General features: G+C 64.4%; 23 protein-coding genes. 16 read left to right on the top strand and 7 right to left on the bottom strand.

Features of this window, described 5'->3' with window-relative positions; genetic code table 11:
- Window positions 1-16 precede the first annotated feature (16 nt).
- The 3 genes from GC088_RS13840 to GC088_RS13830 form a co-directional block, all read right to left on the bottom strand.
- Complete coding sequence (locus tag GC088_RS13840; protein WP_323959571.1) at window positions 17-1,252, bottom strand: MFS transporter; 1,236 nt, start codon at window positions 1,250-1,252, stop codon at window positions 17-19.
- A 101-nt stretch (window positions 1,253-1,353) separates the two neighbouring features.
- Entirely contained in the window at window positions 1,354-1,971 is a 618-nt protein-coding gene (locus GC088_RS13835) for a TetR/AcrR family transcriptional regulator (RefSeq protein WP_323959570.1), read from the bottom strand.
- A 32-nt stretch (window positions 1,972-2,003) separates the two neighbouring features.
- Window positions 2,004-2,702: a TetR/AcrR family transcriptional regulator C-terminal domain-containing protein gene (locus tag GC088_RS13830; protein WP_323959569.1), complete on the bottom strand. Its 699-nt coding sequence runs from the start codon at window positions 2,700-2,702 to the stop codon at window positions 2,004-2,006.
- A 129-nt stretch (window positions 2,703-2,831) separates the two neighbouring features.
- On the opposite strand from GC088_RS13830, the gene GC088_RS13825 reads away from it, so the two are divergent.
- The 5 genes from GC088_RS13825 (at window position 2,832) to GC088_RS13805 (ending at window position 8,656) form a co-directional block, all read left to right on the top strand.
- Window positions 2,832-4,223: a flavin monoamine oxidase family protein gene (locus tag GC088_RS13825; RefSeq protein ID WP_323959568.1), complete on the top strand. Its 1,392-nt coding sequence runs from the start codon at window positions 2,832-2,834 to the stop codon at window positions 4,221-4,223.
- A gap of 63 nt (window positions 4,224-4,286) precedes the next feature.
- Window positions 4,287-5,333 (top strand): agmatine deiminase family protein, encoded by a 1,047-nt coding sequence (locus GC088_RS13820; protein WP_323962091.1) that lies wholly within the window; start codon window positions 4,287-4,289, stop codon window positions 5,331-5,333.
- Window positions 5,333-7,036 carry an amidase gene (locus tag GC088_RS13815; RefSeq protein ID WP_323959567.1) on the top strand — a complete coding sequence of 568 codons (1,704 nt, stop codon included), beginning with the start codon at window positions 5,333-5,335 and terminating at the stop codon, window positions 7,034-7,036. The genes GC088_RS13820 and GC088_RS13815 overlap by 1 nt, the downstream gene beginning before the upstream one ends.
- 109 nt (window positions 7,037-7,145) lie before the next feature.
- Entirely contained in the window at window positions 7,146-8,372 is a 1,227-nt protein-coding gene (locus GC088_RS13810; RefSeq protein WP_323959566.1) for a MalY/PatB family protein, read from the top strand.
- Window positions 8,373-8,419: 47 nt separating this feature from the next.
- Window positions 8,420-8,656, top strand: coding sequence for a glutaredoxin domain-containing protein (locus GC088_RS13805; RefSeq protein ID WP_323962089.1), 237 nt, complete (start codon window positions 8,420-8,422; stop codon window positions 8,654-8,656).
- Here GC088_RS13805 and GC088_RS13800 read toward each other — a convergent pair.
- Entirely contained in the window at window positions 8,646-9,197 is a 552-nt protein-coding gene (locus tag GC088_RS13800) for a heme-degrading domain-containing protein (RefSeq protein WP_323962087.1), read from the bottom strand. The two genes, GC088_RS13805 and GC088_RS13800, sit on opposite strands and share 11 nt — an antisense overlap.
- Before the next feature lie 134 nt (window positions 9,198-9,331).
- Between GC088_RS13800 and GC088_RS13795 the strand changes: the two genes are divergently transcribed.
- A complete protein-coding gene (locus GC088_RS13795) occupies window positions 9,332-10,759 on the top strand; it encodes a glycosyl hydrolase (RefSeq protein ID WP_323959565.1) in 1,428 nt (475 codons plus the stop codon).
- 22 nt (window positions 10,760-10,781) lie between these two features.
- On the opposite strand, the gene GC088_RS13790 is transcribed toward GC088_RS13795, so the two are convergent.
- Window positions 10,782-11,699, bottom strand: coding sequence for a ribokinase (locus tag GC088_RS13790; RefSeq protein WP_323959564.1), 918 nt, complete (start codon window positions 11,697-11,699; stop codon window positions 10,782-10,784).
- A gap of 82 nt (window positions 11,700-11,781) precedes the next feature.
- On the opposite strand from GC088_RS13790, the gene gdhA reads away from it, so the two are divergent.
- The 4 genes from gdhA to GC088_RS13770 all read left to right on the top strand — a co-directional run bounded on the left by gdhA (window position 11,782) and on the right by GC088_RS13770 (window position 17,359).
- Entirely contained in the window at window positions 11,782-13,122 is a 1,341-nt protein-coding gene (gdhA, locus tag GC088_RS13785) for an NADP-specific glutamate dehydrogenase (protein ID WP_323959563.1), read from the top strand.
- A gap of 65 nt (window positions 13,123-13,187) precedes the next feature.
- Window positions 13,188-13,988 (top strand): IclR family transcriptional regulator, encoded by an 801-nt coding sequence (locus GC088_RS13780; RefSeq protein WP_323959562.1) that lies wholly within the window; start codon window positions 13,188-13,190, stop codon window positions 13,986-13,988.
- Between the two features lie 131 nt (window positions 13,989-14,119).
- Window positions 14,120-15,799 carry a thiamine pyrophosphate-dependent enzyme gene (locus tag GC088_RS13775; RefSeq protein WP_323959561.1) on the top strand — a complete coding sequence of 560 codons (1,680 nt, stop codon included), beginning with the start codon at window positions 14,120-14,122 and terminating at the stop codon, window positions 15,797-15,799.
- Between the two features lie 78 nt (window positions 15,800-15,877).
- A complete protein-coding gene (locus GC088_RS13770; protein WP_323959560.1) occupies window positions 15,878-17,359 on the top strand; it encodes an NAD-dependent succinate-semialdehyde dehydrogenase in 1,482 nt (493 codons plus the stop codon).
- Window positions 17,360-17,441: 82 nt separating this feature from the next.
- Here GC088_RS13770 and GC088_RS13765 read toward each other — a convergent pair whose 3' ends face one another.
- Window positions 17,442-18,263 carry an IclR family transcriptional regulator gene (locus tag GC088_RS13765; protein ID WP_323959559.1) on the bottom strand — a complete coding sequence of 274 codons (822 nt, stop codon included), beginning with the start codon at window positions 18,261-18,263 and terminating at the stop codon, window positions 17,442-17,444.
- A 217-nt stretch (window positions 18,264-18,480) separates the two neighbouring features.
- On the opposite strand from GC088_RS13765, the gene GC088_RS13760 reads away from it, so the two are divergent.
- The 5 genes from GC088_RS13760 to GC088_RS13740 are packed head-to-tail and all read left to right on the top strand — an operon-like array spanning window position 18,481 to window position 22,763.
- Entirely contained in the window at window positions 18,481-19,881 is a 1,401-nt protein-coding gene (locus GC088_RS13760) for an LLM class flavin-dependent oxidoreductase (RefSeq protein WP_323959558.1), read from the top strand.
- A gap of 41 nt (window positions 19,882-19,922) precedes the next feature.
- Window positions 19,923-21,224, top strand: a complete 1,302-nt coding sequence (locus tag GC088_RS13755; protein WP_323959557.1) for a flavin monoamine oxidase family protein — start codon at window positions 19,923-19,925, stop codon at window positions 21,222-21,224.
- Window positions 21,221-21,742, top strand: coding sequence for a flavin reductase family protein (locus GC088_RS13750; RefSeq protein ID WP_323959556.1), 522 nt, complete (start codon window positions 21,221-21,223; stop codon window positions 21,740-21,742). The genes GC088_RS13755 and GC088_RS13750 overlap by 4 nt, the downstream gene beginning before the upstream one ends.
- 44 nt (window positions 21,743-21,786) lie before the next feature.
- Complete coding sequence (locus tag GC088_RS13745) at window positions 21,787-22,362, top strand: flavin reductase family protein (protein ID WP_323959555.1); 576 nt, start codon at window positions 21,787-21,789, stop codon at window positions 22,360-22,362.
- On the top strand, window positions 22,359-22,763 hold the full coding sequence (locus GC088_RS13740) for an ester cyclase (RefSeq protein WP_323959554.1): 405 nt from the start codon (window positions 22,359-22,361) through the stop codon (window positions 22,761-22,763). The genes GC088_RS13745 and GC088_RS13740 overlap by 4 nt, the downstream gene beginning before the upstream one ends.
- Window positions 22,764-22,970: 207 nt before the next feature.
- Here the strand turns inward: GC088_RS13740 and GC088_RS13735 are convergent, their stop codons facing one another.
- Window positions 22,971-24,563 (bottom strand): aldehyde dehydrogenase (NADP(+)), encoded by a 1,593-nt coding sequence (locus GC088_RS13735; RefSeq protein ID WP_323959553.1) that lies wholly within the window; start codon window positions 24,561-24,563, stop codon window positions 22,971-22,973.
- 242 nt (window positions 24,564-24,805) lie between these two features.
- Between GC088_RS13735 and GC088_RS13730 the strand changes: the two genes are divergently transcribed.
- The gene (locus GC088_RS13730) at window positions 24,806-26,149 is read left to right on the top strand and encodes an MFS transporter (RefSeq protein ID WP_323959552.1); all 1,344 of its coding nucleotides are present in this window, start codon (window positions 24,806-24,808) and stop codon (window positions 26,147-26,149) included.
- Window positions 26,150-26,191 lie beyond the last annotated feature (42 nt).

Raw genomic sequence — 26,191 nt, 5'->3', positions numbered from 1 at the left:
GAATCCGTTTCGGTAATTAGGCAATGGCGGCTTTGGGGAAATCGTTCTCGGGTGCGGGGCTCGCGTATCCGGCGCGTTCCACCCGGCGGGACAACCGGGAAATCAGCGTCAGGGGCACCAGTACCAGGAGGGTGATGCCGCCGAGGATCACGCCAAGGGCCTGGAAGCCAAGTGCGCTCGATACGGCGGTCCCGAACAGCGGCGAGAAGGAGGATCCCACCAGGTATACGCCCAGGATCGGTCCTGACCACCGGCCGGTGGGATCGAGGGCCGCGGAGATTGCGATGACATAGAGGAAGGCGACGATGTAGATGGTGTTCCAGGCGATGATCACCACCAGGTAGGTCTGCGGGTCGGTGATGAACCCGGAGGCAATCTTGAGGGCTGCCCCGGCGAGGAGGGCAACAACAAGAGGTGCGGTTCGGCCGATCTTCGGTCCCCAGAGACTGATGATGGCGGAAGCCAGCAGGCCGCCCAGTGTGGACAGGCTGAGTACCAGCCCCATCCCGGTTTCGTCGAGGCCCGCCTGCTGCTCGCCCATCACGGCGGCAACTGCCCACAGGGAGTCCTCGCCGAGGGCCCACACCGCGAAGCAAGCCAGGAGGCCGAAGCCTGCGATCATCTCAAGTCGGGATGGGCGGCCGGACGCGGGTGATGCCTGGACCGTGCTGGGCACCGGCTGTGCCGGGCTGGCGGGCAGCCAGTGCACGACGGCGAGTGCCACCAGGGCGAGGCCGGCGAGGATACCGAATGCACTGCCCATGGCGATGCCGACGGCGGGAATGATGAACAGCACGATGGCGACGATTCCGCGGTTTGTGAATCCGCTGATTCCCGAGGCGCGGTCCGGGTTACGCAGTGCTGCCAGCGCAGCACCGCCTGCTGCTACTGCGCCCCCGCTGCCGATGCCGGCCAGGACAATGCCGATACCGGCGACGAGGGGGTCGGGGACGATGGCGGCAGCTCCGAAACCGAGCGCTGCGAGGGCCAAGCCCACGCGGGCAACGAGGTACCGCCCGTTCCGGGCCGTCCAGCGTGAAGTGGCGAGGCAGGAGAGGGCGGAAAGCAGGAGGCATGCGGTCATCAGGGTGCCCGCGCCGGTGGCGGAGTAACCGAGGTCTGCAAGGGCGAGGATCATCACCGGGATGAGGTTCGCGGTCATGAACCCGACGACGCTGATACCGAAGGTGGCGATGGCGCGGGTGATGGTCAGGGGAACGCGGGTCCCCTCGTGATGGGCTGTGTTAGTCACGGCTGCCCCGATCAGTAGTAGTGATGGTCGTCACTAACGAACGACGTTCGTTTTAGTATGGGGTCGACGACGCCATCAGTACAAGGGTTTTTGAAAGCCTTTCAGTTAACTTTTTGTTTCACCTGTGTTTCGATGCCCGAAATCAGTATCTCAAGCCCGAATTCGAAGGCGTCGGCCACCCTGTTGGGTGCCGCAGCTGAGCCGGCTACGGCGCGGGTGAGGGCTGGGAACTGATCTTCGGAAACGTGCCAGACCTCGGCTGGCGCTGACGCGTCCAGCGCTGCCCCGAGTGCAAAGTAGTCGATCGTCGAGATGGCAGCACCGATTCTTTCGGCAGGAAGGCCCGCGCGCTCCAGCGTCAACGCCAGATCCTCGTACATGCCTATGACCTCCGGCGCCTGCACCGTTTGGGTTACCAGCAATGGAACCAGGTGTGGGTGCTGTGCAAAGCGGTCCCGGTATGAGCGAATGAGGGTGCGGGCGGCGTCCTGCCAGGACTTGTCGGCAACGGATTCGGAGGGGAGGGAGCTGAAAAGATGCGCGCGCAGCAGCTCGACGATGTGTTCCCGGCTTTCGATCCGGTTGTACAGCGACGACTGGCTGACGCCCAGTTCCCGTGCAATCCGCGGGAAGCTGAAGTCGCCGCTCTCGTCGACGAGCTTTAATGCCGCCTCGACGATTCGTTCAATGGAGAGGAGCGTTGACCGCGGTCGTGGCATGGAACCCTCTTTCTGTGTTCGTCCTGGCCTGCTTACCTGTGGCTTCCGGCCCGCAGCCGTTCGAGCTGTGCCCGAAGGCCTTCGATCAGCGCCTCGAGGCCGGCGTCGAACGCGTCATCGGCGTTGCTGCGCCCGGAAGGAGCGGTTGCGCTGTCGGTCACCGCGGCCGTGAACAGGGGGAAGTCGGCGGCGAGGGCGCCGGGGTCAAAGATGTTGGTCGGCGCTGAGACGTCCATGGCCGAGCCGTAGATGAAGGACTCAACCGCCACGATGGTTGAGATGACACGTTCCCGTGGCCAGCCCCCGTCGAGCAATCCGCGCGTTACGTCCTCATACATGCGCAGGGTTTCGTATGCGCCTCCCACCGGCATGACCGCGATGACGGGCACCAGCGGGGCATGCGATGCGAAGGCCTCCCGGTAGGACCAGGCCCACGCGCGAAGAGCGTCATCCCACGGTTGGGTCTGGAACGCCCGGGTGTTCACCAGTCCCATGAGGTGGTCCTGGACCCAGATGAGCACGTCCTTCTTCGACTCAACGTGGTTGTACAGCGCTGACGGCGCAACCTTCAGGTGTTTGGCGAGCGCAGCGATGGTGAAGCCCTCGTACCCAGCGGTTTCCAGCAGCTCCAGCGTTGCGGTGGTGATGCTCTCCCTGGTCAGGACCTTGCTAACGGGCCGGCCGGCACGGCGGGGTGCGTGCCCACTGGCAGCCTGGTTATCCAACGCCATGCTCAGTCCCTTCTGTCCTGCGGAAACGTCCGCGGGCTTTCCAAACTTTGCCCTCTCCTCTACAGTAATCGGAAATAAATGAATATGATTCATTTTGTAGCGTGGCTCATGCCTCGCGGAGAGGACACCATGAGGATTATCGAGAGCGACGTCGTCGTCATCGGCGCCGGTCCGTCCGGCCTGACCGCGGCGAGGGAGCTGCGCAGAGCCGGCCACACCGTCACCGTTCTTGAGGCACGTGACCGCGTGGGCGGCCGCACCCACACCGACGTCATCGATGGCGCAGTACTGGAAGTCGGCGGGCAGTGGGTTTCCCCTGACCAGACCGCGCTGATCGGGCTGCTCGACGAACTTGGCATGGAGACCTACTCGCGCTACCGCGAGGGCGAGTCGATCTACATCGGCACCGACGGAAAGGCCGTCCGCTACACCGGTGAGATGTTCCCGGTGAGCCGCCGCACCAGCGCCGAGATGTCACGCATGATCGACACACTGGATGAGCTCGCCGCGAAGATGGACCCCAAGGCGCCCTGGGAGCACCCGCAGGCCCGCGAGCTGGACACCATCTCCTTCCACCACTGGCTGCGACAGCAGTCCGACGATGAAGAGGCCTGCAACAACATCGGCCTGTTCATCGCAGGCGGCATGCTCACCAAGCCCGCCCATGCCTTCTCTGCGCTGCAGGCCGTCCTGATGGCCGCCTCGGCAGGGTCCTTCTCGAACCTCGTTGATGAAGACTTCATCCTCGACAAGCGCGTAGTCGGCGGTATGCAGTCCGTATCCGAGCGCATGGCAGCGGAGCTGGGGGACGACGTCGTACTGGGCGCCCCCGTGCGCACGCTGCGCTGGTCCGAGGAAGCGGACGGAACCACGAGCGTGACCGCCATTTCCGAGACCGTCACCGTCAACGCACGCTACGCCGTGATGGCGGTTCCGCCGAACCTGTATTCCCGGGTCTCCTACGAGCCGCCGCTTCCGCGCCGGCAGCACCAGATGCACCAGCACCAGTCGCTTGGTCTGGTCATCAAGGTACACGCCGTCTATTCGACGCCGTTCTGGCGCGAGGACGGCCTGTCCGGCACCGGATTCAGCGCCGGGTCGATTGTGCAGGAGGTGTATGACAACACCAACTACCAGGACGAGCGGGGAACCCTCGTGGCCTTCATCTCGGATGAGAAGGCTGACGCTATGTTCGAGCTCTCCGAGGAGGACCGCCGTCAGCAGATCCTCGAGTCGATCGCCGCGTTCCTTGGGCCGAAGGCGCTGGAGCCTGAGGTGTTCTACCTGTCCGACTGGGGCTCCGAGGAATGGACCCGCGGCGCCTACGCGGCGAGCTACGACCTCGGTGGTCTTACCCGGTACGCGAAGCACCAGCTGACCCCTGTCGGTCCCATCTATTGGTCCAGCTCCGATCTCGCGGCCGAGGGCTACCAGCACGTTGACGGTGCCATCCGCATGGGCCAGCTCACCGCCCAGAACATCACCACGGCGCTTTCGAAGCAGCGCGCCCTGATCGGTTAAGGCAACACTGTGAACGCAACTGTGAGCAGCACACCCAATACGGAAACCCTCACCGCTACAACGATGCCCGCCGAGTGGGAGCAGCACGAGCGGACCTGGATGGCGTTCCCGCCGGCCAATGACACCTTTGGTGCGCCCGGCAGCGAATCGCTGGAGTGGGCACGGACGGCCTGGACCCGCGTTGCCCGCACTATCGCCCGCTACGAACCCGTAACGGTGCTCGCGGATCCGGCGGATGTCGAGATCGCTCGGGAGATGCTGGGCGCAGGCATTCCGGTTCAGTCCACTCCTCTCGATGACGCCTGGATGCGCGACGCCGGGCCCACCTTCGTGCACGATGCGCAGGGCTCCGTCACCGCCGTCAACTGGATCTTCAACGGCTGGGGCGCGCAGGACTGGGCCGAGTGGGGCAAGGACGAGAAGGTGGGCCGGGCCGTAGCGGAAGGCGCAGGAGTGCCGGTGCAGGACAGCACGCTCGTCAACGAGGGCGGCGGCTTCCACGTCGACGGACGCGGCACCGTCCTGCTCACGGAAACCGTGCAGCTTGATCCGGGCCGCAATCCCGGCGCCACGAAGGAGTCGGTGGAGGCCGAAATCCACGCCCGGATCGGCACCAGGCACGCCATCTGGCTTCCCCGCGGCCTGACCCGGGACTATGAGGAGTTCGGCACGCGCGGACACGTGGACATCGTCGCCTCCTTCACGCCGGACGGGTCGGTGCTGCTGCACCGCCAGGACGACGCCGCGCACCCGGACTACGACGTGACCCGCTTCCTGCGCTCCGAACTGGAGAAAGCGGTCGACGCCGAGGGCCGTCCCCTGACCATCATCGACGTACCGGCTCCAAAGGTGGTCCGGGACGATGAAGGTTTCGTGGACTACTCCTACATCAACCACTACGTGGGCAACGGTGTGGTGGTGCTCTGTGCCTTTGATGACGCGAACGACGCCGTTGCGGCCGACATCCTGTCCCGCGCCTACCCCGGACGGGCCATTGAGCTTGTCGATGCCCGTGACATCTTCTCCTTCGGGGGTGGTATCCACTGCATCACGCAGCAGCAGCCGGCCGTGCGGTCAAGCCCGGAAGCCGCCAGCGCAGGAGAACGCTGATGGGATTCGACGTCGTCGAGAAGGGCATCGCGGAGCTTCGCGATGCCCTGGAAACGGGAGCCGTCACCAGCGAGGAGCTCGTTTCCGCGTACCTGGACCGAATCGCTGCCTACGATTCGGACGGCATCCGCCTCAATGCCCTCGTGGTGATGAACCCGGACGCACTGGCCGAGGCCCGCGCATCCGATGTGCGCCGCGCACGCGGCGAGCTGCTTGGTCCGCTGGACGGCATCCCCTATACGGCCAAGGACAGCTACCAGGCAAAGGGGCTGACCGTCGCCGCCGGGTCACCGGCGTTCAAGGACCTCGTAGCGCAGCGGGATGCCTTCACCATCGAGCGGCTTCGCGGTGCCGGGGCAATCCTGCTCGGGCTGACCAACATGCCGCCCATGGCAAACGGCGGCATGCAGCGCGGGGTTTACGGGCGTGCGGAAAGCCCGTACAACGGCGACTACCTGACTGCAGCCTTCGCCTCCGGCTCCTCGAACGGTTCCGGAACGGCAACCGCGGCGAGCTTCGCGGCCTTCGGGCTCGCGGAGGAAACCTGGTCGTCAGGGCGGGCTCCGGCGTCGAACAACGGACTGTGCGCCTACACGCCGTCCAACGGTGTCATCTCCGTCCGGGGCAACTGGCCGCTGGTACCCACAATGGACGTCGTTGTTCCGCACACCCGAACAATGGCGGACCTGCTCGAGGTCCTCGACGTGATCGTCGCCGACGACGCGCAGACCCGCGGCAACTTCTGGCGTGCCCAGCCGTGGATCGCCATTCCGCCCGCTTCCGAGCTGCGTCCGCCGTCGTACCGGAAACTGGCTGACGACGGCGCCACTTCCCTGCGGGGGAAGCGCATCGGCGTGCCGCGCATGTACATCAACAAGGACGACGACGCCGGCACCGCACCTTCGCCCGGCATCGGCGGCCCTACAGGCCGCAGGATCGAGACGCGGGACTCGGTGATCGACCTCTGGGAAGCGGCTCGCAAGGACCTGGAGCGGGCCGGAGCCGAAGTGGTCGAGGTGGACTTCCCCGTAGTGTCCAACTACGAGGGTGACCGCCCCGGCGCGCCGACCGTCAACACCCGCGGCCTCATCAGCCCGGAGTACCTGCACAGCGAGATTGTGGACCTGTCGGCCTGGGCCTGGCATGACTTCCTGCAGGCCAACAACGACCCGAACCTGAACTCGCTGGCCGACGTCGACGGTGCACAGATCTTCCCGCATCCGGAGGGTGCGTTGCCCGACCGGTACACCGGTTTCGACGACGACATCGCGGAGTACCCGGAGTTCATCCGCACACACCCGAACCTGCAGCTGACGGACATCCCGCATTTGGAGGAAGGGCTGCGCGGGCTCGAGGAGACCCGGCGACTGGATCTCCACGACTGGATGGACGAGAACGGACTCGACGCCGTCGTCTTCCCGGCATCGGCCGACGTCGGGCCCGCAGACGCGGACACCAACGAGGCGTCAGCCGAGCTGGCCTGGCGCAACGGCGTCTGGGTTGCCAACGGGAACCTCGTGCCACGGCACCTGGGCATCCCTACAGTCACCGTGCCACTGGGCATCATGTCCGACATCGGGATGCCGGTAGGGCTCACGTTCGCGGGCAAGGCCTACTCGGACAGCGAGCTGCTCCGGCTGGCCGCAGCGTTCGAGTCGACGGGCCGTCGCCGGGAAGCACCTCCGCGTACGCCGGCGCTCTGAGGTTCGGCAGGGTCGCCCGGTCCGGCGTGCCGGGAGCAGCCGGGTCGCCGCCCCGGCGAGCTCCCGGCGCTAGTCTGGGACAGGTGAGCAAACAGCGCGAGGGGACCGCATGAACAGCATTCCGAATCCGCTCGAGGACCTGACTCTCGGCGAATTGCGGCAGCGGACCAGCCTGAAATGGCGGACCTACCCGGAAGATGTACTTCCGCTTTGGGTCGCAGAGATGGACGTGCGGCTCGCTGAGCCCGTGGCCCGCGTCCTGACGCATGCCGTTGCTCGCGGCGACACCGGCTACCCCTACGGGACGGCCTACGCTGAGGCGCTGGCCGCCTTTGCCGAGCGCCGGTGGCGCTGGTCGGGAGTGGACCCTGCCCGCACGGCCCTCGTTCCGGACGTCATGCTGGGCATCGTCGAGGTCCTGCGGCTGGTCACTGAACCCGGATCAACCGTGGTCATCAACACCCCGGTCTACCCGCCGTTCTTTGCCTTCGTGGAGCACAGCGGCAGGAAGGTGCACACGGCATCCCTGAACGACGCCGGGCGCGTGGACCTCGATGCCCTGGAGGAAGCGTTTCGGGCAGCGCGGGCCCAGGGCGAACAGGTTGCCTACCTGATCAGCAATCCGCACAACCCGACGGGCGTGGTCCACACTCGGGCTGAGCTCGAAGGAATCGCTGCGCTCGCCCGTACGTACGGAGTGCGCGTGGTGGCCGACGAGATTCATAGCCCCCTGATCCTGCCGGGCGCCGAGTTCACGCCGTACCTGAGCGTGGCCGGGGGAGAGGATGCGTTCGCCGTCGTGTCCGCCTCCAAGGCCTGGAATCTGGCGGGACTGAAGGCGGCGCTGGTCGTGGCAGGCCCGGAGGCGGCAGCGGACCTGCGCCGGCTGCCCGAAGAGGTGGGGCACGGACCCAGCCATCTGGGGATCCTGGCGCACACGGCGGCCTTGAAGGAGGGCGAACGGTGGCTTGACGCGCTCATCGGCGGACTCGCTGCCAACCGCGATCTTCTGCGGTCGCTGCTTGCCGAACACCTGCCTGACGTCGGCTTCCGGGCGCCGGAGGGCACCTACCTTGCGTGGCTCGACTGCCGCCGGCTCAGCGCGCACTATTCCGACGGCGAAGCCTCACCCGGCGTGGTCTCCGACCTGGCAGGGCCTGCGCGCTTCTTCCTCGACCACGCCCGCGTGGCGCTCAGCTCGGGGCATGTCTTCGGGGAAGGGGGAGCGGGGCATGTGCGCCTGAACTATGCGACGTCGTCGTCCATCCTCACAGAGGCGGTTGCGCGGATGGGAGCCGCTGTCGCTCGCAGCGAACACGCCAGCGGACCGCGGTAGCTGCGACCTAGAATTGTCGGGTGAGCAATACCGAACAGGGCATCCTGATGTACGGCGCCGACTGGTGCCGCGACTGCATCCGGACCAAGAAGCAGCTCAACGAGCTAGGCGTGAACTACCGCTACATCGACCTTGTGCAGGAGCCGGACGCAGCCTCGGAAGCCCAGAACATCTCGGGCCGGACCAACATCCCGGTGGTGGTGTACCCCGACGGCAGCCACCAGGTTGAGCCGCTCAATTCGGACGTCGAGGCGAAGCTTCGCGAACTGCACCTCATCGGCTAGCAGCAGGCGCTACCTTCTTCTTGCGCCGGCTGAACTTGGTCAGGGCCTCGACCACAAGGTCATGGTCCTCCATCTGGGGCAGCCCCGACACCGTGGCTATTGCCACCGGCCCGATCCCTTTCACCTGAACGGGAAACGCGCCGCCATGCGCGGCGTAGACCGCCTGGTCGAACCAGGCATTGTCCTCGATACGCCCGCCCGACACCCTGCCCCGCAGCCCCACCAACAGCGACGGCGCCGCATAGCGCTCGGCCGTACGGGCTTTGCGTTCGACCCAGGCGTCGTTATCCGCAGTGGCGCCGGGCAGCGAAACGTGGAACAGGACGTGATTACCGCGCCGTATATCGACGGCGACAGGCAGCTCCCGCTCGGTGGCCAGCTCGACGATAAGCAGGCCGAGCGACAGCGCGTCCTCCTGGCTGAACCTGATGAGCTGAAGCTTTCGGACTTCTTCTTCCACGCGGCTGATCAGCGCTTCAAGTGCTGCCGCAGGCTGCTCTCCGGCAGCATCCGGATCGAATCCAACCACAGCTTCCTGAATGTCGGTCACGCTGAATCTCACTCCCTGGCTCAAAACGTAAGTCTCGAGCCTATCGGATGCCGTTCCGGTAACTTGGACTCCAGTTGCGGGTCTCGATCAGCTCGCGGAAGCTGATGCACAGAGGAAGCGGTGGAATGACTTTTTCCAATCGGGGATTCAGGCGTGGCCTGGTTCGTGCGTTGTGTTCGACGGCGGCCGTGCTGGCACTGCTTGGAGCGGGGGTGAGCGCGGGAACGGCAACTTCGCCGGCCGGGTCAGCGGAAGCGAGCGGATCGGCGGAAGCACCCACCGAGCTGGCCGAAGGCCGCTATTTCGGCGCTGAACTGGAATGGTCCACCGCGGATGCCGGATCCTACAGCGAGGATGTAGGGATCTCGCCGTCGTTCCTGACCAGGCCGTTTGCGTATCCGCTCGATGACACCCTGAAGGAAGACCTGCGCAGCACGGCACAGCAGGTCGCCGAGATGGGGGCGCTCGCCGTCGTCACGCTGGAGCCCTCCGTTCCACTGGGTGAGCTCACCGCGGAGGACGCCGAACAGCTGGCGGAGGTGCTGCAGGACGCCGGCGAGGAGTACGGCACCGCGTTCTTTATCCGCTTCGCCCCGGAGATGAACGGCACCTGGTTTGAGTGGGGGCAGCAGCCCGAGGAGTACGTCGCCGCGTTCCGGACCGTCGCGGAGGTGGTGCACGCGCAGGTTCCGTCCGCGGCCATGCTGTGGGCGCCGTCGTACGCGTCCGGCTATCCCTTCACCGAGGCGTACGGTGCGCTGGACGAGCGCGGCGAAGGAACGCTTGAGGCGTTGGACACCAACGGCAACGAGCTGGTCGACTTCGGCGACGATCCGTACGCTCCCTACTATCCCGGTGACGACGCCGTCGACTGGGTGGGCCTGACCATGTACCACTACGGCAGCTACCAGCCGGGCCGGGTCGCCGAGAACGACGACGACCGCGACTACTCCGGTTCCATCGTCACCTCGGTGCTGCCGGAGGAGGATAAGTTCGCGACACAGCTTGAAGGGTCTTACGGCCTTCCGCCGCAAGCCCCGCAGGTCAACTTCGCCAAGGAATACGCGGCGGAACGCGGCAAGCGGTTCTTCATTCAGACTGCCGCACTCTACGACCCTGAGGATCCGGATACCGCCGACGAGGTTGAGATCAAGACGGCGTGGCTGAACCAGCTCTTCGACCCCGCGATCGCCAAGGAGTACCCGGAGATCGGGATGATTGCCTGGCTCGAGGACGTCCGCACTGAACCCGAGGCCGAGGACCGCACGGTGGACTGGAGGCTCGGAGGTAACGAGGAGGTCGCCGAGGTATTGCGTAACACCCTCGAGCGATCTGCGGGTTCTCCGGAGACAATCCTGGCTCCCGTTGTCGAGCCCTACGCGGCAGAAGAAGCGGCTGAGGAAGATGCGCAGGCTGGTGCCGAGGGCGCCGGAGGTGAGCCTCGCGGCCTGGGCACCACCATCTCGGCCTCCGTCGCCGCGCTTGCCGTCGGGGGTGTGATCGCGTGGCTCCTCGCCATGGTGATTCGACCGAACAAGCCGCGCGGCAACTGACGCTAGCTAAGCGACGCGCGCTTTAGTCCGTCTTCGGCAGTTCGTCCTCCAGCGACGGGTAGGACGGCTGCGCGCCTTCGCCTCCCACCGAGAACGCGCCTACGCGCACAGCCAGCCCGACGGCGTCGGGCAGTGAGTCTCCCGCTGCCAGGCGGGCGGCGAGCGCGCCCACAAAAGCGTCCCCTGCGCCTGTGGTGTCCACCACCGGGACTGACGGCGCGGGAATCTGAACGACGCCGGACGCTGTGGCTAGCAGCGCCCCGGCGCCGCCGATCGTAATCACGACAGATGGGAAACCGCACTTGAGGAGTGCCTGCGCTGTCTCCTCGAAGGATGCCGGAGCCGGTCCTCCGTTGAGCTGAGCCAGCACCAGCGCCCCCTCGTGCTCATTCACCACCAGCGGGTCCGCGCGCAAAAGTGTTTCGGGATGCAGGTCGATCACCGGCGCCAGATTGATCAGCACGCGGCCACGCGCCGTCGTAACCGCAGCGGTGACCGTCGATGCCGGAATTTCGCCCTGCAGCACCAGCACGCCGGCGTCGGCGATGATGTCCGCGTGGGTGGCAATCAGTTCGGGAGTCACGAGCGCATTGGCGCCTGGGATCACAACGATGCTGTTCTCCCCGGCGTCATCGACTTCCACTATTGCAACCCCGGTAGGTGCGTCCATTCGCTGAACGGCATTCGTGTCCACTCCCGCAGCCTTCAACCCGGAAAGCGCGACGTCAGCGTAGGCATCCTGCCCGACGGCACCGACCATCGTGGTGGGGGCGCCAAGTTTCGCCGCAGCGACGGCCTGGTTGGCGCCCTTCCCGCCTGGGAACACCGTCATCGATCGCGCCAACAGGGTCTCGCCGGGCTGTGGACGGCGTTCGAGGGAAACGACGAGGTCCACGTTGATGGAACCGAGAACGACGACGCCGGGCAGCTGAGTGCTCATGCTGCAGTTCTACCCGCAGTGTGCCCTCTTTCACAGGCGACTGTAGTCTTGGCCGGTACGTTCTGCAGTGAAGGAGAGCCAAATGGACTTTGCGATGGAAGCAATCCGGGACGAAGTTGTCCGGCGGAACCCTGGAGAGACGGAATTCCACCAGGCAGCGAACGAGGTTTTCGAATCCTTGGCACCGGTGCTCCAAAAGCACCCGGAGTTCGTAGAGGCGTCCATCCTGGAGCGGATCTGCGAGCCGGAGCGCCAGATCATTTTCCGCGTTCCGTGGGTCGATGATGCAGGCAAGGTGCAGATCAACCGGGGATTTCGGGTGGAGTTCAATTCCGCGCTCGGCCCCTACAAGGGTGGCTTGCGCTTCCATCCCTCGGTCTATCTGGGAATCGTGAAGTTCCTGGGTTTCGAGCAGGTGTTCAAGAACGCGCTGACCGGCATGCCGATTGGAGGTGGCAAGGGCGGCTCCGATTTCGATCCCCGCGGCCGCAGCGACGCCGAGGTGATGCGCTTCTGCCAGTCATTCATGACCGAGCTTTACCGGCACATCGGCGAGTACACGGACGTTCCCGCTGGTGACATCGGCGTAGGCACCCGGGAGATCGGGTACATGTTCGGCCAGTACAAGCGGATCACCAACCGGTACGAATCCGGCGTTCTCACCGGCAAGGGAATCGGCTGGGGCGGCTCGCTGGTGCGGCCCGAAGCTACCGGCTTCGGTGCGGTCCTGTTCGCGAAGGAGATGCTGGCAACCCGCAACCTGACGCTCGACGGGCAGCGTGTGGTGGTTTCCGGTTCGGGTAACGTCGCACTGCATGCCATTGCCAAGGCGCAGTCGCTCGGTGCCCAGGTGGTTACCTGCTCGGACTCCTCCGGCTACGTCGTTGACGAGCAGGGTATCGACGTCGAACTGCTCAGCGACATCAAGGAGAACCGGCGCGGACGGGTGAGCGACTACGCGAACGAGCGCGGCTCCGGAGCTGTCTTTGTCCCCGGCGGATCCGTGTGGGACGTCGACGCGACCGTCGCTCTTCCGTGCGCCACCCAGAATGAGCTCGACGACGTCGCGGCTAAGCGACTGCTTGAACGCGGCCTGGTTGCCGTGGCCGAGGGGGCGAACATGCCGAGCACGCCGGAAGCGATCGAGCTGTTCCAGGATGCCGGGATCCTCTTCGGCCCCGGTAAGGCCGCCAACGCCGGTGGTGTTGCAACCTCGGCGCTGGAAATGCAGCAGAACGCAAGCCGTGACGCGTGGTCCTTTGAGCACACCGAAGAGCGGCTCGAGCAGATTATGGCGAACATCCACGAGCGCTGTGCAGCCACCGCCGACGAGTATGGACTACCCGGCAATTATGTGGCGGGTGCCAACATTGCGGGGTTCGTGCAGGTGGCAAACGCAATGCTGGCGCTGGGGGTTGTCTAGGGCAGCTAAGCTCGGTTCTTTCATCCTGTGCAACTGCACCGCCTGAAGTTGCATAGGATGAAAGTATGACGCCGAATGCAACGACGACCGGTGGCAGCTCGGAAGCCGTTTCGAAGACCCCGAACATGCGCTCCCTGACGCGTGCGCTCGAAATCTTCGCGGAACTGCAGCGCTCGGAGCGTCCGCAGCGCCTGAGTGACCTCTCCAAGGCGTGCGGGATGAGCCTGCCGACCACACTGCGCATCCTGCGCGTTCTGCAGGAGTTCGACATGGTCAGCCAGCAGGACAAGGCCTATCGGATAGGGCCCGCGGCCGTCCCCGCCGCCCGCAGCTTCCTGGAACTCGATCCACTTGTGGTTGCTGCGCGCCCCGTGCTTCAGCAGTTGGCTTCGCAGACCGGGCTGACGGCTTCCCTGCACACCCGCCTCGGCTTCGAGCGCGCACTCGTGCTTCGGCACGACGGCGATGCGCCCCTCCGCTACGATCACCCCCTTGGCAGACGCCTTCCCCTCACCATGGGTGCGGCAGGCAAGATCCTGATTGCCGCCGCCGATGACGACGAATTGGCCAGGATCGTAGGCGCGGCCATCGCGCTGGGCTACGAGGAAGAGGGCTTCACCACGCGCACACTGCGTGAGCGGTTGCCCGAACCGGGAGTCGATTTCGCCCTGTCCCTCGACGAAAGGTCGACCGGCGTCCTGTCTGTGGCTGTTGCCGTGCCGACGCGGGTTGGCCCCGCGAGTGAATCAGTCGCTCTCACGGCCCCCGTAGAAGCCGCTGAGGAGGGCCTGCTCCTGTCCTGTGTGCCGGAACTGCGACGGGCAGCGGCCCGGGTCTCGGAATCCCTGAAGACTTCCGTCTACTGATCCTCGTGTGGTGCTAATCACGCCCTCGAAGAGCGTAATTTGCGCTCTTTTCCGTTGACTGGCACTTGGAAAACGTGCCAACATTTCACATAACGTAAGCAGTTTTCATTCTGTGAAAGATACTTGTAACCATGACAACGAAGTCACTCTTGGAACCCGCCCCTGAGGCAGAAGTTTCCACCCAGAAGTCCGCCGGTCACGTCATCGTTGACACCCTGGTCGCCCACGGCATCAAGCGCGCGCACGTCGTTCCGGGAGAGAGCTTCCTCGACGTTCTCGACGGCCTTCATGATTCCCCGATCGAGACCATCGTCTGCCGCCATGAGGGCGGTGCAACCTACATGGCCGAGGCCGACGGCAAGATGAACCAGCTGCCCGGCATTGCCATGGTCACCCGTGGCCCTGGTGCAGCGAACGCGCACGTCGGCCTTCACACTGCGTGGCAGGATTCCACCCCGATGGTCCTCTTTGTGGGACTGATTCCCTTCGCCCACCGCGACCGTGAAGCCTTCCAGGAATTCGACATCAAGGCTTGGTTCGACACGGGCGCCAAGCGCGTCATGGTCCTTGACCACGCAGAACGCGCCTCCGAAATCGTTGCCGAGGCACTCTTCGCCGCAATGAGCGGCCGGCCGGGTCCGGTCGTCATCGGCTTGCCCGAGGACGTCATCCGCCAGGAGATCCCGGCCGAGCTCCACCCGCCGATTCCGGTAGCCAGCGGCGGCATGACCACCGTCGACGCCGACGCCCTGGCCGAGGCGCTGGCCGCTTCCACCAAGCCGCTGTTCGTCACCGGCGGCAACGACTGGACCCAGGAGGGCGCCAGCCAGCTCACCGCCTGGCTGGAGAAACACTCCATTCCTGCCGCGGCAGAGTGGCGGACCGAGGGCACCGTGCCTTTCGACTCGCCGTCGTACGTTGGACCGATCGGTTACGGCCGCCCCCGCCCCACCTACGACCTGCTCGAAGAGACCGACCTGCTGATCTTCGTCGGCACCGTCCCGGGCGACGTGATCACTGACGGGTTCCTCTGCCGCCAGGACTGGAACAAGAAGAACTTCCTGATCACCATCGACCCGTCCCTGCGCGGACGGTCCGGTCCGGTGTCCTACCAGATCGTAGCCAAGCCGGACGTGTTCGTTCGCGACCTGGCGAAGATCGAACTGCCGGTCAAGGAGGAGTGGAAGGCCTGGACGGCGAAAATGCGCCACGAGCAGGAGGCCTTCTCAACCCTGCCCCCGGCTACTCCCACGGACGGCCAGGCACGCATGGACACCCTGATGGCCAACCTGGTGCCTACCCTGCCCGAGGACGCGATGATCACCCTTGGAGCGGGAGAACACACTAACTGGGCCCACCGTTACTTCCCCACCCAGCGGTACGCGTCGATGATCAGTGCCCGTAACGGCTCCATGGGCTACTCGGTTCCCTCGGCAGTTGCAGCGTCCCTGGAATATCCCGGCCGACGCGTGGTCACTATCGCAGGTGACGGCGAGTTCCTCATGAATGGCCAGGAACTGGCCACTGCCGCCCAGTACGGGGCAACTCCGCTGGTGGTGGTCATGGACAACCAGGAGTACGGCACCATCCGCACCCATCAGGAACGGCACTACCCACACCGTGTCTCCGGCACGCAGCTGAAGAACCCTGAGTTCGCACTCATGGCGCAGGCATTCGGCGGCTTCGGTATCAAGGTGGAGAAGGACAGCGAGATCCCCGCGGCCATCGAAGCTGCGCTCAAGGCAATCGATGAGGACGGCGTCTTCGCCCTCATCCACCTCGTGGTCGAGCAGAGGGTCAAGGCCTACTAGGTCCTGCGCCACCCTCGTACTCGCCCTTCCAACTCCCCACTCTTTCCCGCACTACCGCGCATAGAACGGAACTGAACCATGTCTGTCCCCGCACTGACCGAGCTTGAACTGCTTGACTCTGTCCCCACCGGCCTGCTGATCAACGGCGAATGGCGGCCCTCCACTACCGGTAAGACCTTCGACGTTGAAGACCCCGCGACCGGCAAGGTCCTGCTGAGCATCGCGGATGCTTCGGCTGAGGACGGCAAGGCCGCCCTCGACGCCGCCGCCGCAGCGCAGGACTCCTGGGCGAAGGTCCCGGCCCGCGAGCGCGGCGAAATACTTCGACGGGCATTCGACCTGGTCACCGCGCGCGCCGAGGACTTCGCGCTGCTCATGACCCTCGAGATGGGCAAGCCCCTTGCGGAAGCCCGCGGTGAGGTTGCCTACGCCGCCGAGTTCCTGCGCTGGTTCTCGGAAGAAGCCGTACGTGCCTTCGGCCGCTACTCGGTGGCACCGGACGGCAAGACCCGAATCCTGGTCACCAAGAAGCCGGTCGGCCCCTGCCTGCTGATCACGCCGTGGAACTTCCCGCTGGCCATGGCAACCCGCAAGGTTGCTCCCGCCGTGGCCGCCGGCTGCACCATGGTCCTGAAGCCCGCCAAGTTGACCCCTCTGACCTCACAGCTCTTCGCCGCGGTCATGCAGGAAGCCGGTTTGCCCGCCGGCGTTCTGAACGTCATCTCCTCCACCAGCGCCGGCGCGACCACCGGCCCGCTGATCAAGGACCAGCGCCTGCGCAAGCTCTCCTTCACCGGCTCCACCGAGGTGGGCCGCCGCCTGCTTTCGGATGCCTCTGAGACCGTCCTGCGCACCTCGATGGAACTCGGCGGAAACGCCCCGTTCCTGGTGTTCGAAGACGCGGACATCGACGCCGCAGTGGCCGGAGCCATGCTCGCCAAGCTGCGCAACATGGGCGAGGCCTGCACCGCTGCCAACCGGTTCATCGTCCACGAGTCGGTTGCCGCTGAGTTCGCCGACAAGTTCGCGCTGAAGATGAAGGAAATGACCATCGCCCGCGGCACCGAACCGGACTCCAAGGTGGGCCCGCTGATCGACGCCGAAAGCCGCGACAAGGTTCACGAGCTGGTGTCCGACGCCGTCACTTCCGGCGCGCAGGCAGTGGTGGGCGGTGCCCCCGTGGACGGACCGGGCTACTTCTACCAGCCCACCGTGCTGACCGGAGTCACCGAAGGATCCCGGATCCTGTCCGAGGAAATCTTCGGACCTGTGGCCCCGATCGTCACCTTTGCCACCGAGGACGACGCCGTGCGGCTGGCCAATGCCACGGAGTACGGCCTTGCCGCCTACGTCTTCACCAAGGATCTCAACCGTGGAATCCGTATGGGGGAGCGTCTCGAGACCGGCATGCTCGGCCTCAACGCCGGTGTCATCTCGAATGCAGCCGCGCCCTTTGGCGGTGTGAAGCAGTCGGGCCTCGGACGTGAGGGCGGACTGGAAGGCATCGAGGAGTACCTCTACACCCAATACATCGGCATCGCGGATCCCTACGCGAGCTAGCGTTCGGGTACGCGCTCTAAACGACGACGCCCCCTTCTTTGGATGTACGCATCCTAAGAAGGGGGCGCTGTCATTCGCGGGACTATGTCAGTGCGCGGGTGATTTCCTCAGCTGCGTTATGCAATTCAGTGATGTTCTCGGACAGCTGGGACTTCAGCCGCTCAGTCGGGCCCTGTACCGTCACTACGCCGATGAGGACGCCCGCATCGCGCACAGGACAGCCGATGGCGAAAAGACCTTCTTCAAGTTCGTTATCGAGAAGCGCATAGCCCTGTTCGCGGACCTGCTTCAGTTCTTCCATCAGGGCGTCGCGGCTGGTGATGGTGTGCTCAGTTAATGCCTCAAGTGTGTCAGGAAGGGTAGCGGCGATCTTCTCGTCGCTTTGTTCGGCAAGAATGACCTTGCCGGTGGCGCTCGCATGCAGCGGGTAGGTGCCACCGAGGTACTGGTGTGAGGCGCTCAGATAGCGGGTTCCGGAGGCCTCGGCGATGACCACATGATCGGTTTCACCCTCCGCCCTGACGATCACGAAGCTCAACGTCTCGTTGACCTTCTTTGCGTACTCATCGAGGATGGGCTGCGTGCGGGAGACCGCTGCGGCAAAGGGGTCGGCAAGCCTGCCCAAATGTGCGACCTGCCAACCCAGCATGTAGCGGTTGTCGGTGCGTTCAACGAAGCCGGTGTGCTCCAGGCTCAGCAGCAGGCGGAAAGCTGTGGGCCGCGACATTCCCACAGTTTGCGCAAGCTCGGTGACATTGATGCCGTTGCGGTGGCGGCCGAGTTCACGCAGCAGCAGAGTGGCCTTCACCACCGATTTGTTAATAAGGTCAAACGGCTCCTGGCTGCCCGATGAGCTCCCGGCCTCGTCTGCGTCCATCGATGATGCGCCTCGTCCCAGTGCCATTTCGCTCCGCTTCGCCGTCCGAGTCGGGCTGATCCTGCCCTTTTCCTTACCCTTCAATCCTACGCGCCGGTACTGATCGAACCAGCCGTTCACAATGTGACCAAGCTCTTGACAGTGAGTTTCGTTACATCATAGATTGAACGCAGTGTTCAAAAATGAACTGTGAATGAACCAAGCCGCCTATAGCTCGGCACGAGTCCAAGGAAGCACCGCTGCCATGAAGAATGAACCCCTGAGCCTTTTCGCCTTCGACGTGTTCGCTCCCTCGCACCTGACCTCCGGGTCCTGGCGCACGGAAGGCGACCAGGGTTACCGCTACACCGATCTGCAGTACTGGACGGGGATTGCCCAGAAGCTTGAGAAGGCCGGCTTCGACGGCATCTTCTTCGCTGACAACGTCGGCTACCACGACGTGTACCGGGGCAACGGGGATGCGGCTCTGCGCGACGCTGCGCAGATTCCGATCAACGACCCAACCGTACTGATCAGCGGGATGGCCGCAGTGACCAAGCACCTGACCTTCGGCGTAACCTGCTCGGCAACCTACGAGCCGCCGTACCTGCTCGCGCGCAAGTTCAGCAGCCTGGACCACCTCACGGGCGGCCGCGTGGGCTGGAACATTGTGACGTCCTACTCCGAGGCTGCTGCCCGGAACCTGGGCAAGGAGCAGCAGCTCACTCCGGCCGAGCGTTATGACATGGCTGACGAATACATGGACGTTGTGTACAAGCTCTGGGAGAGCTCCTACGAGGAAGACGCCGTGGTCCGCGACGTCGAATCCGCGACCTACATCGATCCCGCCAAGGTGCACCAGATCAACCACTCGGGCCAGCACTTTACGGTCCCGGGCTTCCATCTGTGCGAGCCGTCCCCGCAGCGCACTCCCGTTCTTTTCCAGGCCGGCTCCTCTTCCAGGGGCATGGAGTTCGGCGGTAAGCACGCCGAAGCTGTCTTCATCCAGAGCACCTCCGTGGAAGGCGCCAAGCGCACCTCGGCAAAGCTTCGCCAGGCCGTTTCCGACGCAGGGCGGGATCCGCGCGATGTCAAGATCATCATCCTGCTCACGGTTGTCGTTGCACCCACGGATGAGGAAGCCCAGGCGAAGTACCAGAAGGCAGTCGATAACGCACCGGTCGACGCGATCCTCGCCCGTTTCAGCGGCTGGACCGGCATTGATATGTCCGAGTATGAACTGGACACCCCGCTGCGCTCTGTCGGAACGAAGGCCGGCCAGTCGATGGTCGACATGTTCTCCAAGGCGGACCCGGACCGCGACTGGACCCCGCGCCAGATCGCAGAGTTCCTGGCTGTCGGCGGCACCGGATGCACGATCGTGGGCTCACCTGAAACCGTTGCTGCCGAACTGCGCCGGTGGCGGGATGAGGCCGACATCGACGGTGTCAACCTGAGCTACACCACCAAGCCCGGCGGCTGGGAAGACTTCATCGAGTTGGCGCTTCCGCTGCTCCGTGAGCAGGGCATCGTCGCCCCCGCCCGGTCCGATGATGAGGCGCCCGTGACGCTGCGGGAGAAGCTCTTCCCCGGCCACAAGTACACCCTGGAGGGTCACCCTGCAACCAGCCAGCGCGCCCGCAACCTCAGCGAAGCAAGCCGCTAGGTCCACCGCCCCAACCGCTACTGCAACGAAAGATACATCACATGACTGAACAGACTGACGTCGTCGTCATCGGTGCCGGTCTTGCCGGCCTGATCACCGCCCGTGAACTGGGCAACCGCGGTCACGAGGTGGTTGTCCTGGAAGCCCGTGAGCGCCTCGGCGGCCGCGTGTACACCGAGCGCCGCCTGGACCAGAACCTCGAGCTTGGCGGGAACTGGCTGCACTGGACCCAGCCGCACGTGTGGGCTGAGGTGACCCGGTACGGCCTTGAGGTTTCCCGCGGGCCGCGTTCGGAGGAGACCTACTGGCTGGCCGGCGACGAAGTCCGCCGCGGCAACCTGGATGACTTCATGAACCTCATCGACCCCGGCATGACCCGGGTCCTCGAGGACACCATGAAGTGGCTGCCCCGCCCCGACGCCCCACTGACCAACCCGGACCTGGCCGAGGTTGACCAGTACAACCTGCAGGAAATGCTGGACAAGCTGGACCTGTCCGTGGATGAGCGCAACGCCAACGAGGCCGCCTGGGTGGGCCACTTCAACGCGCCGCTGGATCAGTGCGCGTACGTCAACGCGCTGCGCTGGACCGCCGGGTCCTCCGGGCACTGGCACCTGATGCACGAGGCCTCGGCCATCTTCCGCCTCAAGAACGGCAATGACACCCTCGTCAAGGCCATTGCGGCCGACGCCGACGCCGACATCCGCCTGAACTCCCCGGTCACCTCCGTGCGCCACACCGACGACGGCGCCACCGTCACCTACGGTGACGGTCGGGAAATCACTGCCAAGAAGGTTGTCATCACCCTTCCGCAGAACATTCTCCACAAGCTTGATGTCCAGCCGGCGCTCTCCGAGGGCAAGCTCGCCCCGAGCCGGGAACGCACCGCATCACAGGGCGTGAAGGCCTGGATCCGGGTCAAGGGACCCATCAAGCCGTTCTTCGCCTACTCCGCGCAGGACAAGCCGCTCTCGGTCATCCGCACCGAGTTCGTCAGCGACACCGACGCCGTGCTGGTCGGCTTCGGCGCCGACGCCAACCGCATCGATGTCACCGACCCCGAGCAGATCCAGGAAGCCATTCGCGTCTGGCGCGACGACCTCGAGGTTATCGAGGTCACCGGCCACAAGTGGGGCGAAGACCCGTACGCCGAGGAGACCTGGCAGATCCAGCGCCCCGGCCAGCTCACCAAGTACCACGCAGCACAGCAGGCCAGCGAAGGCGCACTGCACTTCGCCAGCAGTGACATTGCGAATATCTGGGCAGGCTTCTTCGACGGCGCCATCGAATCCGGTCTGCGTGCCAGCCGCGATGTCGATGCAGAGCTGAAGGCACAGTCATGAGTGTTAACGCTCTTGCTGCGCGGCCCATCAGTTCTGACACGTACCGCGCGGTCATGCGCCACCTGCCCACCGGAGTTGCCGCGGTCTGCTCAACGGACCGGACCACCGGCGTCCAGAACGGCATGATCGTCGGGACGTTCGCCTCCCTCTCCATGGAACCGGCGCTGGTGACCTTCAGCGTTATGGATTCCTCCACCAGTTGGCCGAAAATTGCGGACGCCTCGACGTTCAGCATCAGCCTGCTGGCGGAAGACCAGCAGCAGGTTTGCCGGGCGCTTTCGTCGAAGGGCGAGGACAAGCTGCGCTCAGTTGCCTGGTCAGAGTCCGAGTGGGGCAACCCGCACATCCAGGGTGCCCTGGCCTGGTTCGACTGCCGCGTAGAGCAGCAGTTCGTGGCAGGTGATCACATTGTGGTCATTGCGAGCGTCATCGACATGGCGCACAGTGAAGGCTCACCCCTGATTTTTCATGGTGGCCGCTTCGGCAGCTTCAGGGAAAACCTCATTCCGTCCTCCTAGCCAGGGCATCGTCGCCCAATCAGAGACCCGTAAAAGGAATCCTCATGGACATCACCCCATCCTCGGAAATTACGCCGGATAACGACATCACGCCCGCCTACTATCGGCAGGTACTAGGCAAACTTCCGACCGGCGTTGTAGCCATCACCGGAACCAACGACGACGACGAGAAGCTTGGCCTGGTTGTCGGTACATTCCAGTCCCTCTCGCTGGAACCGCCCCTGGTCATGTTCTGTGTTGACAAGGGCTCCTCGAGTTGGCCGAAACTGCGCAAGCTGCAGAAGTTCACTGCGAACATCCTCTCTGACGATCAGGTCAGCATCTGCCGGTCGCTGTCGCGAAAGGGCCCCGAAAAGTTCTCAGGCATTCCCTGCACCAAGGGTCCTCTCGGAACGCCGCACCTGAACGGTGCTACTGCGTACATCGACTGCGTAGTGACTGCGGAAGTAGTAGTCGGTGACCACTACATGGTGGTTGGATCCATCACGCACATGAGTGAAGGCGACGGAAGCGCCCTGATCTTCCGGGGCGGCAAGTTCGGCAAGTACCTCCCCATTGAAATCCCAGCGCCGGCGCAGCCGGTACAGTCGGCTTCGGAGCCCGCAAGGAGTGCATCATGACCCGTCAGACAACTATCCTCAATGCGTGGAACCGTGCGTGGGGTGACGGGGACCTGACCCCCTTCGAAGAGATGCTCAGCCCGGACTACGTCCGCCGCTCCAAGTCCGGCAGCGAGGACTATGCAACGCTTCGAAAGACCATTGAAGCAACGCATGCCGCTTTCCCGGACACCACCACGGAGATCCTGCACATTGTGGAGGACGGTGCTACAGCTGCCATCCACTGGCAGACCAAGGGTACCCACCAGGGTGAGTTCATGGACGTGCCTGCCACCGGTCGCAGCGTCACGGTGACGGGGGCCTCGTTCCTCCGGTTCGAGGACGACAAACTGGCCGAGGAGTGGGTGGTCTGGGATCCCCGGGAGCTGCTCTCCGCTCTCGGCATCTGGCACCTGGGTTAGCGGCAACTTCTAGGTCGCGGTGCCTGCCTAACCGCCCGCCGCACGACCAGCGCCAAACCTCCGGCCCTGGGGACGCTCACGTAGCCCCCAGGGTCGGAGCCGTTTAAGCAGTGAAATAGAAGGCTGGCGCACTCGAAAAGAGGAACGGCGTCGTGCTGGCCCTCAAGCCGGCACGACGCCGTTCCTCTGGACTTGCGGGTGTACCCGCTAGACCCGGGCTTCCGCAGCCTCAACCGTGCCGTTGATGCGGCGATTGAGGTGCCAGGGGTTGCTGTCCTGGAGCGGCTGCGGGAGCAGCTCCTGAGGGAGATTCTGGTACGCCACCGGGCGCAGGAAGCGGTTGATGGCAAGTGTGCCAACGGACGTGCTGCGTGAGTCCGAGGTGGCCGGGAACGGTCCGCCGTGCACCATCGCGTGACCAACCTCGACGCCGGTGGGCCAGCCGTTGACAATGATGCGGCCAACCTTCTGTTCCAGAAGGGGAATAAGTTGAGCTGCCGTCGCGTAGTCCTCTTCGGTCAGCTGGAGCGAAGCTGTGAGCTGGCCTTCGATACGTGCGGTGGCCTCCATGAGTTCTGCCACGGAGCCGTAGCGGATGACCAGCGAAGCTGCACCGAAAATCTCTTCATGCAGAACGTGGTTGGTCACGAAGTCCTCCACGCGGGTACCGAAAATAGCCGGCGCCGGGGCGTTCTCGGTGGACCCGGCGGTGCCTTCTCCGATCACCGTCACATTATCGGCGGAGCGAAGATTCTCGGTTCCGGTGCGCCAGGAGCCGGCGATACCTTCGGTCAGCATGGTTTGGCCCGCGCAGGCGCTGACGGCGCGTCCGACGGCGGCGGCGAAGCGGTCGCCCGCTTCACCGACAGGGGCGAACAGCAGCCCGGGCGAGGTGCAGAGCTGCCCGGAACTTCCTGTCACCGATGCCACGTACTGCTGAGCGAGGGCATCGATGTCACCCTTGAGGGCGCCCTCGAAAACGAAGACCGGATTGAGGGACGACATTTCGGCGTAGACCGGAATCGGCTCCGGACGCGCCGCGGCGGTGCGCATCAGGGAAACGCCTGCGGCCTGCGAACCCGTGAAACCAACAGCTTTGATGTGTGGATCGGCCACCAGTGCCTGCCCGATGCTGGCACCCGGCCCGTAGACCAGCGAGAAGACGCCGGGGTGCAGATTGAACTGCTTGACAGCCTTAGTGATGGCCTGACCGACAAGCTCACCCGTACCCGGGTGTGCATTGTGGGCCTTGAAGACCACAGGGCAGCCTGCGGCCAGTGCAGAGGCCGTGTCACCGCCGGCGGTCGAGAAAGCAAGCGGGAAGTTGCTGGCACCGAAGACGGCAACCGGTCCGAGTGGGATCTGTCGCTGGCGGATGTCGGCACGGGGGAGCGGAGTGCGGTCCGGGATGGCGGGATCGATGCGGACCCCGCGGAAGTCACCCTGGCGGACAACCTCGCCGAAGAGCCGCAGTTGGCCCGTTGTGCGCTTGCGCTCGCCCTCGATCCTGGCGGTCGGGAGACCGGTTTCCTGGCAGGCACGCGTGATCAATTCGTCGCCCAGGGCTTCGATATTGTCCGCGATAGCGTCCAGGAATGCGGCGTGCGTTTCGGGATCGAGAGTACTGAAGGACGGGTACGCTTCGGCTGCGGCCGCTGTCGCAGCCTTCAACTGCTCTGCGGTGAGCAGCGAGTATTCCGGCGTCAGAGCTTCGTTGGTAGCTGGATTGAATCCGGCCGTAGTCGGGCCTTCGCCAGCAACGGACTGGCCGGCGATTAGGGAATGTCCGGTGAGAGTCACGGTTTCCTCCTAGGGTAATGGGTTCAGAATGTGAACACCATATTCAATTTTATGTGTACCCTAGGTCACAGTCAAAGGCCGCAGGGCATCGCTTCGTAATGTTGATCACGCCTTGACTCGCCAGTGTGCTCAATGTCATATTTGACCACCGTGTTCGGTGAATGAACATCCCTCGTTCCTTCGCCAGCGCTCATGATGGCGCTCTCTTGACGTACAAGCAATTTCCAGACAAGGAAGTCACAGTGCAATCTACTGTTTCCCGCCGCTCTGAAGACGGGTCCAAGCCGCAACTCGGAACGGACCCGAAGAAGAGCCGGTTCCTAATCAAGCTCAGCGGCGTGATCGCCGGTGGCATGTTCATCGACGGTTTCATCCTTGGTGGAATCGGACTTGTCATTCCTGCAATGACTGCCGATCTTGGCTTGTCATTCGTTTGGCAGGGCCTCATCGGTGCTTCAGCCCTGATCGGCATCTTCCTTGGTGGGCCCCTTGGCGGCTACTTCGCCGACAAGTTCGGCCGCAAGCCGATGTTCATCATCGACCTGGCCATCTTCCTGGCGGGCTCTGTAGCGCAATTCTTCGTTACCGATGAAATTCAGCTCTTCATCATCCGCCTGCTGATGGGCATGGCGATCGGCGCGGACTACGCGATTGGCTGGCCGCTGTTAGCCGAGTTCGCTCCTACGCGTTTGCGCGGCAAGCTCCTGGCCTTCCAGGAAGTGGCCTGGTACGTCGGGTACCTTCTCGCCTACGCCGTGGGTTACTACATGTCCTCCGCCCTGAGTGCCGACTGGCGCATCATTTTGGGCATGAGCACGGTTCCTTCCCTCATCGTTTTCCTGCTCCGCCTCGGAACGCCGGAGTCTCCGCGCTGGCTGATCAGCAAGGGACGCGTTGAGGAAGGACACGCCATCGCCCGTGAGTACATGGAAGAGGCGGAAGTGGAGGATGTGATCCGCGAAGAAGTGCGAAAGACCAGCGTCTGGCGACTGTTCTCACCCCAGTACCGCAAGGCCACAGCATTTGTGTCCATCTACTGGGTCTGCAACGTCACGCCCTACTTCGCGATCGCGACCTTCGCGCCCATCGTCCTGGAAAGCTTCGGGCTTGAGGACGGACTGACCGGCGCCCTCCTGCTGAACGGGTTCGTGGTTGCCGGCGCCCTTGCCGCCATGTTCCTCATCGAGCGGGTCGGACGCCGCAAGCTGGCCATTCCGCCGCAGTGGATCGGCGCCGCCGCGCTGATTGTCATCGGCCTCTTCGCTCAGGTATCCCCGCTGATCATCCTGACCTGCTTCATTCTCTTCTCCTTCGCCAACGCGGTTTCCACGGCCCTGACCGGGGTTTACCCGGGAGAAGTTTTCCCCACCGAGATACGCGGTGCCGGGGTCGGTTTCGCCACTGCCGTGTCCCGTATCGGTGCGGCGGCCGGAACCTTCATTCTGCCGCTGTCGGTTAGCGGCCTGGGTGTGGGCGTCACGATGCTCATCGCGGCGGGCATCTGCGTGATCGGGGCTGTGATCTCCCAGATGTGGGCTCCCGAAACGAGGGGCATGAGCCTCAGCGAGGCGTCAGCCTCCGTCTAAATCAGTAACAGAACTGGTAGGTCCGCAGGATCCGTGGTCCCT

This window comes from Arthrobacter sp. JZ12, from assembly GCF_035189165.1.
Lineage (GTDB): Bacteria > Actinomycetota > Actinomycetes > Actinomycetales > Micrococcaceae > Arthrobacter_D.
This window is presented reverse-complemented; position numbering and strand designations above follow the sequence as displayed.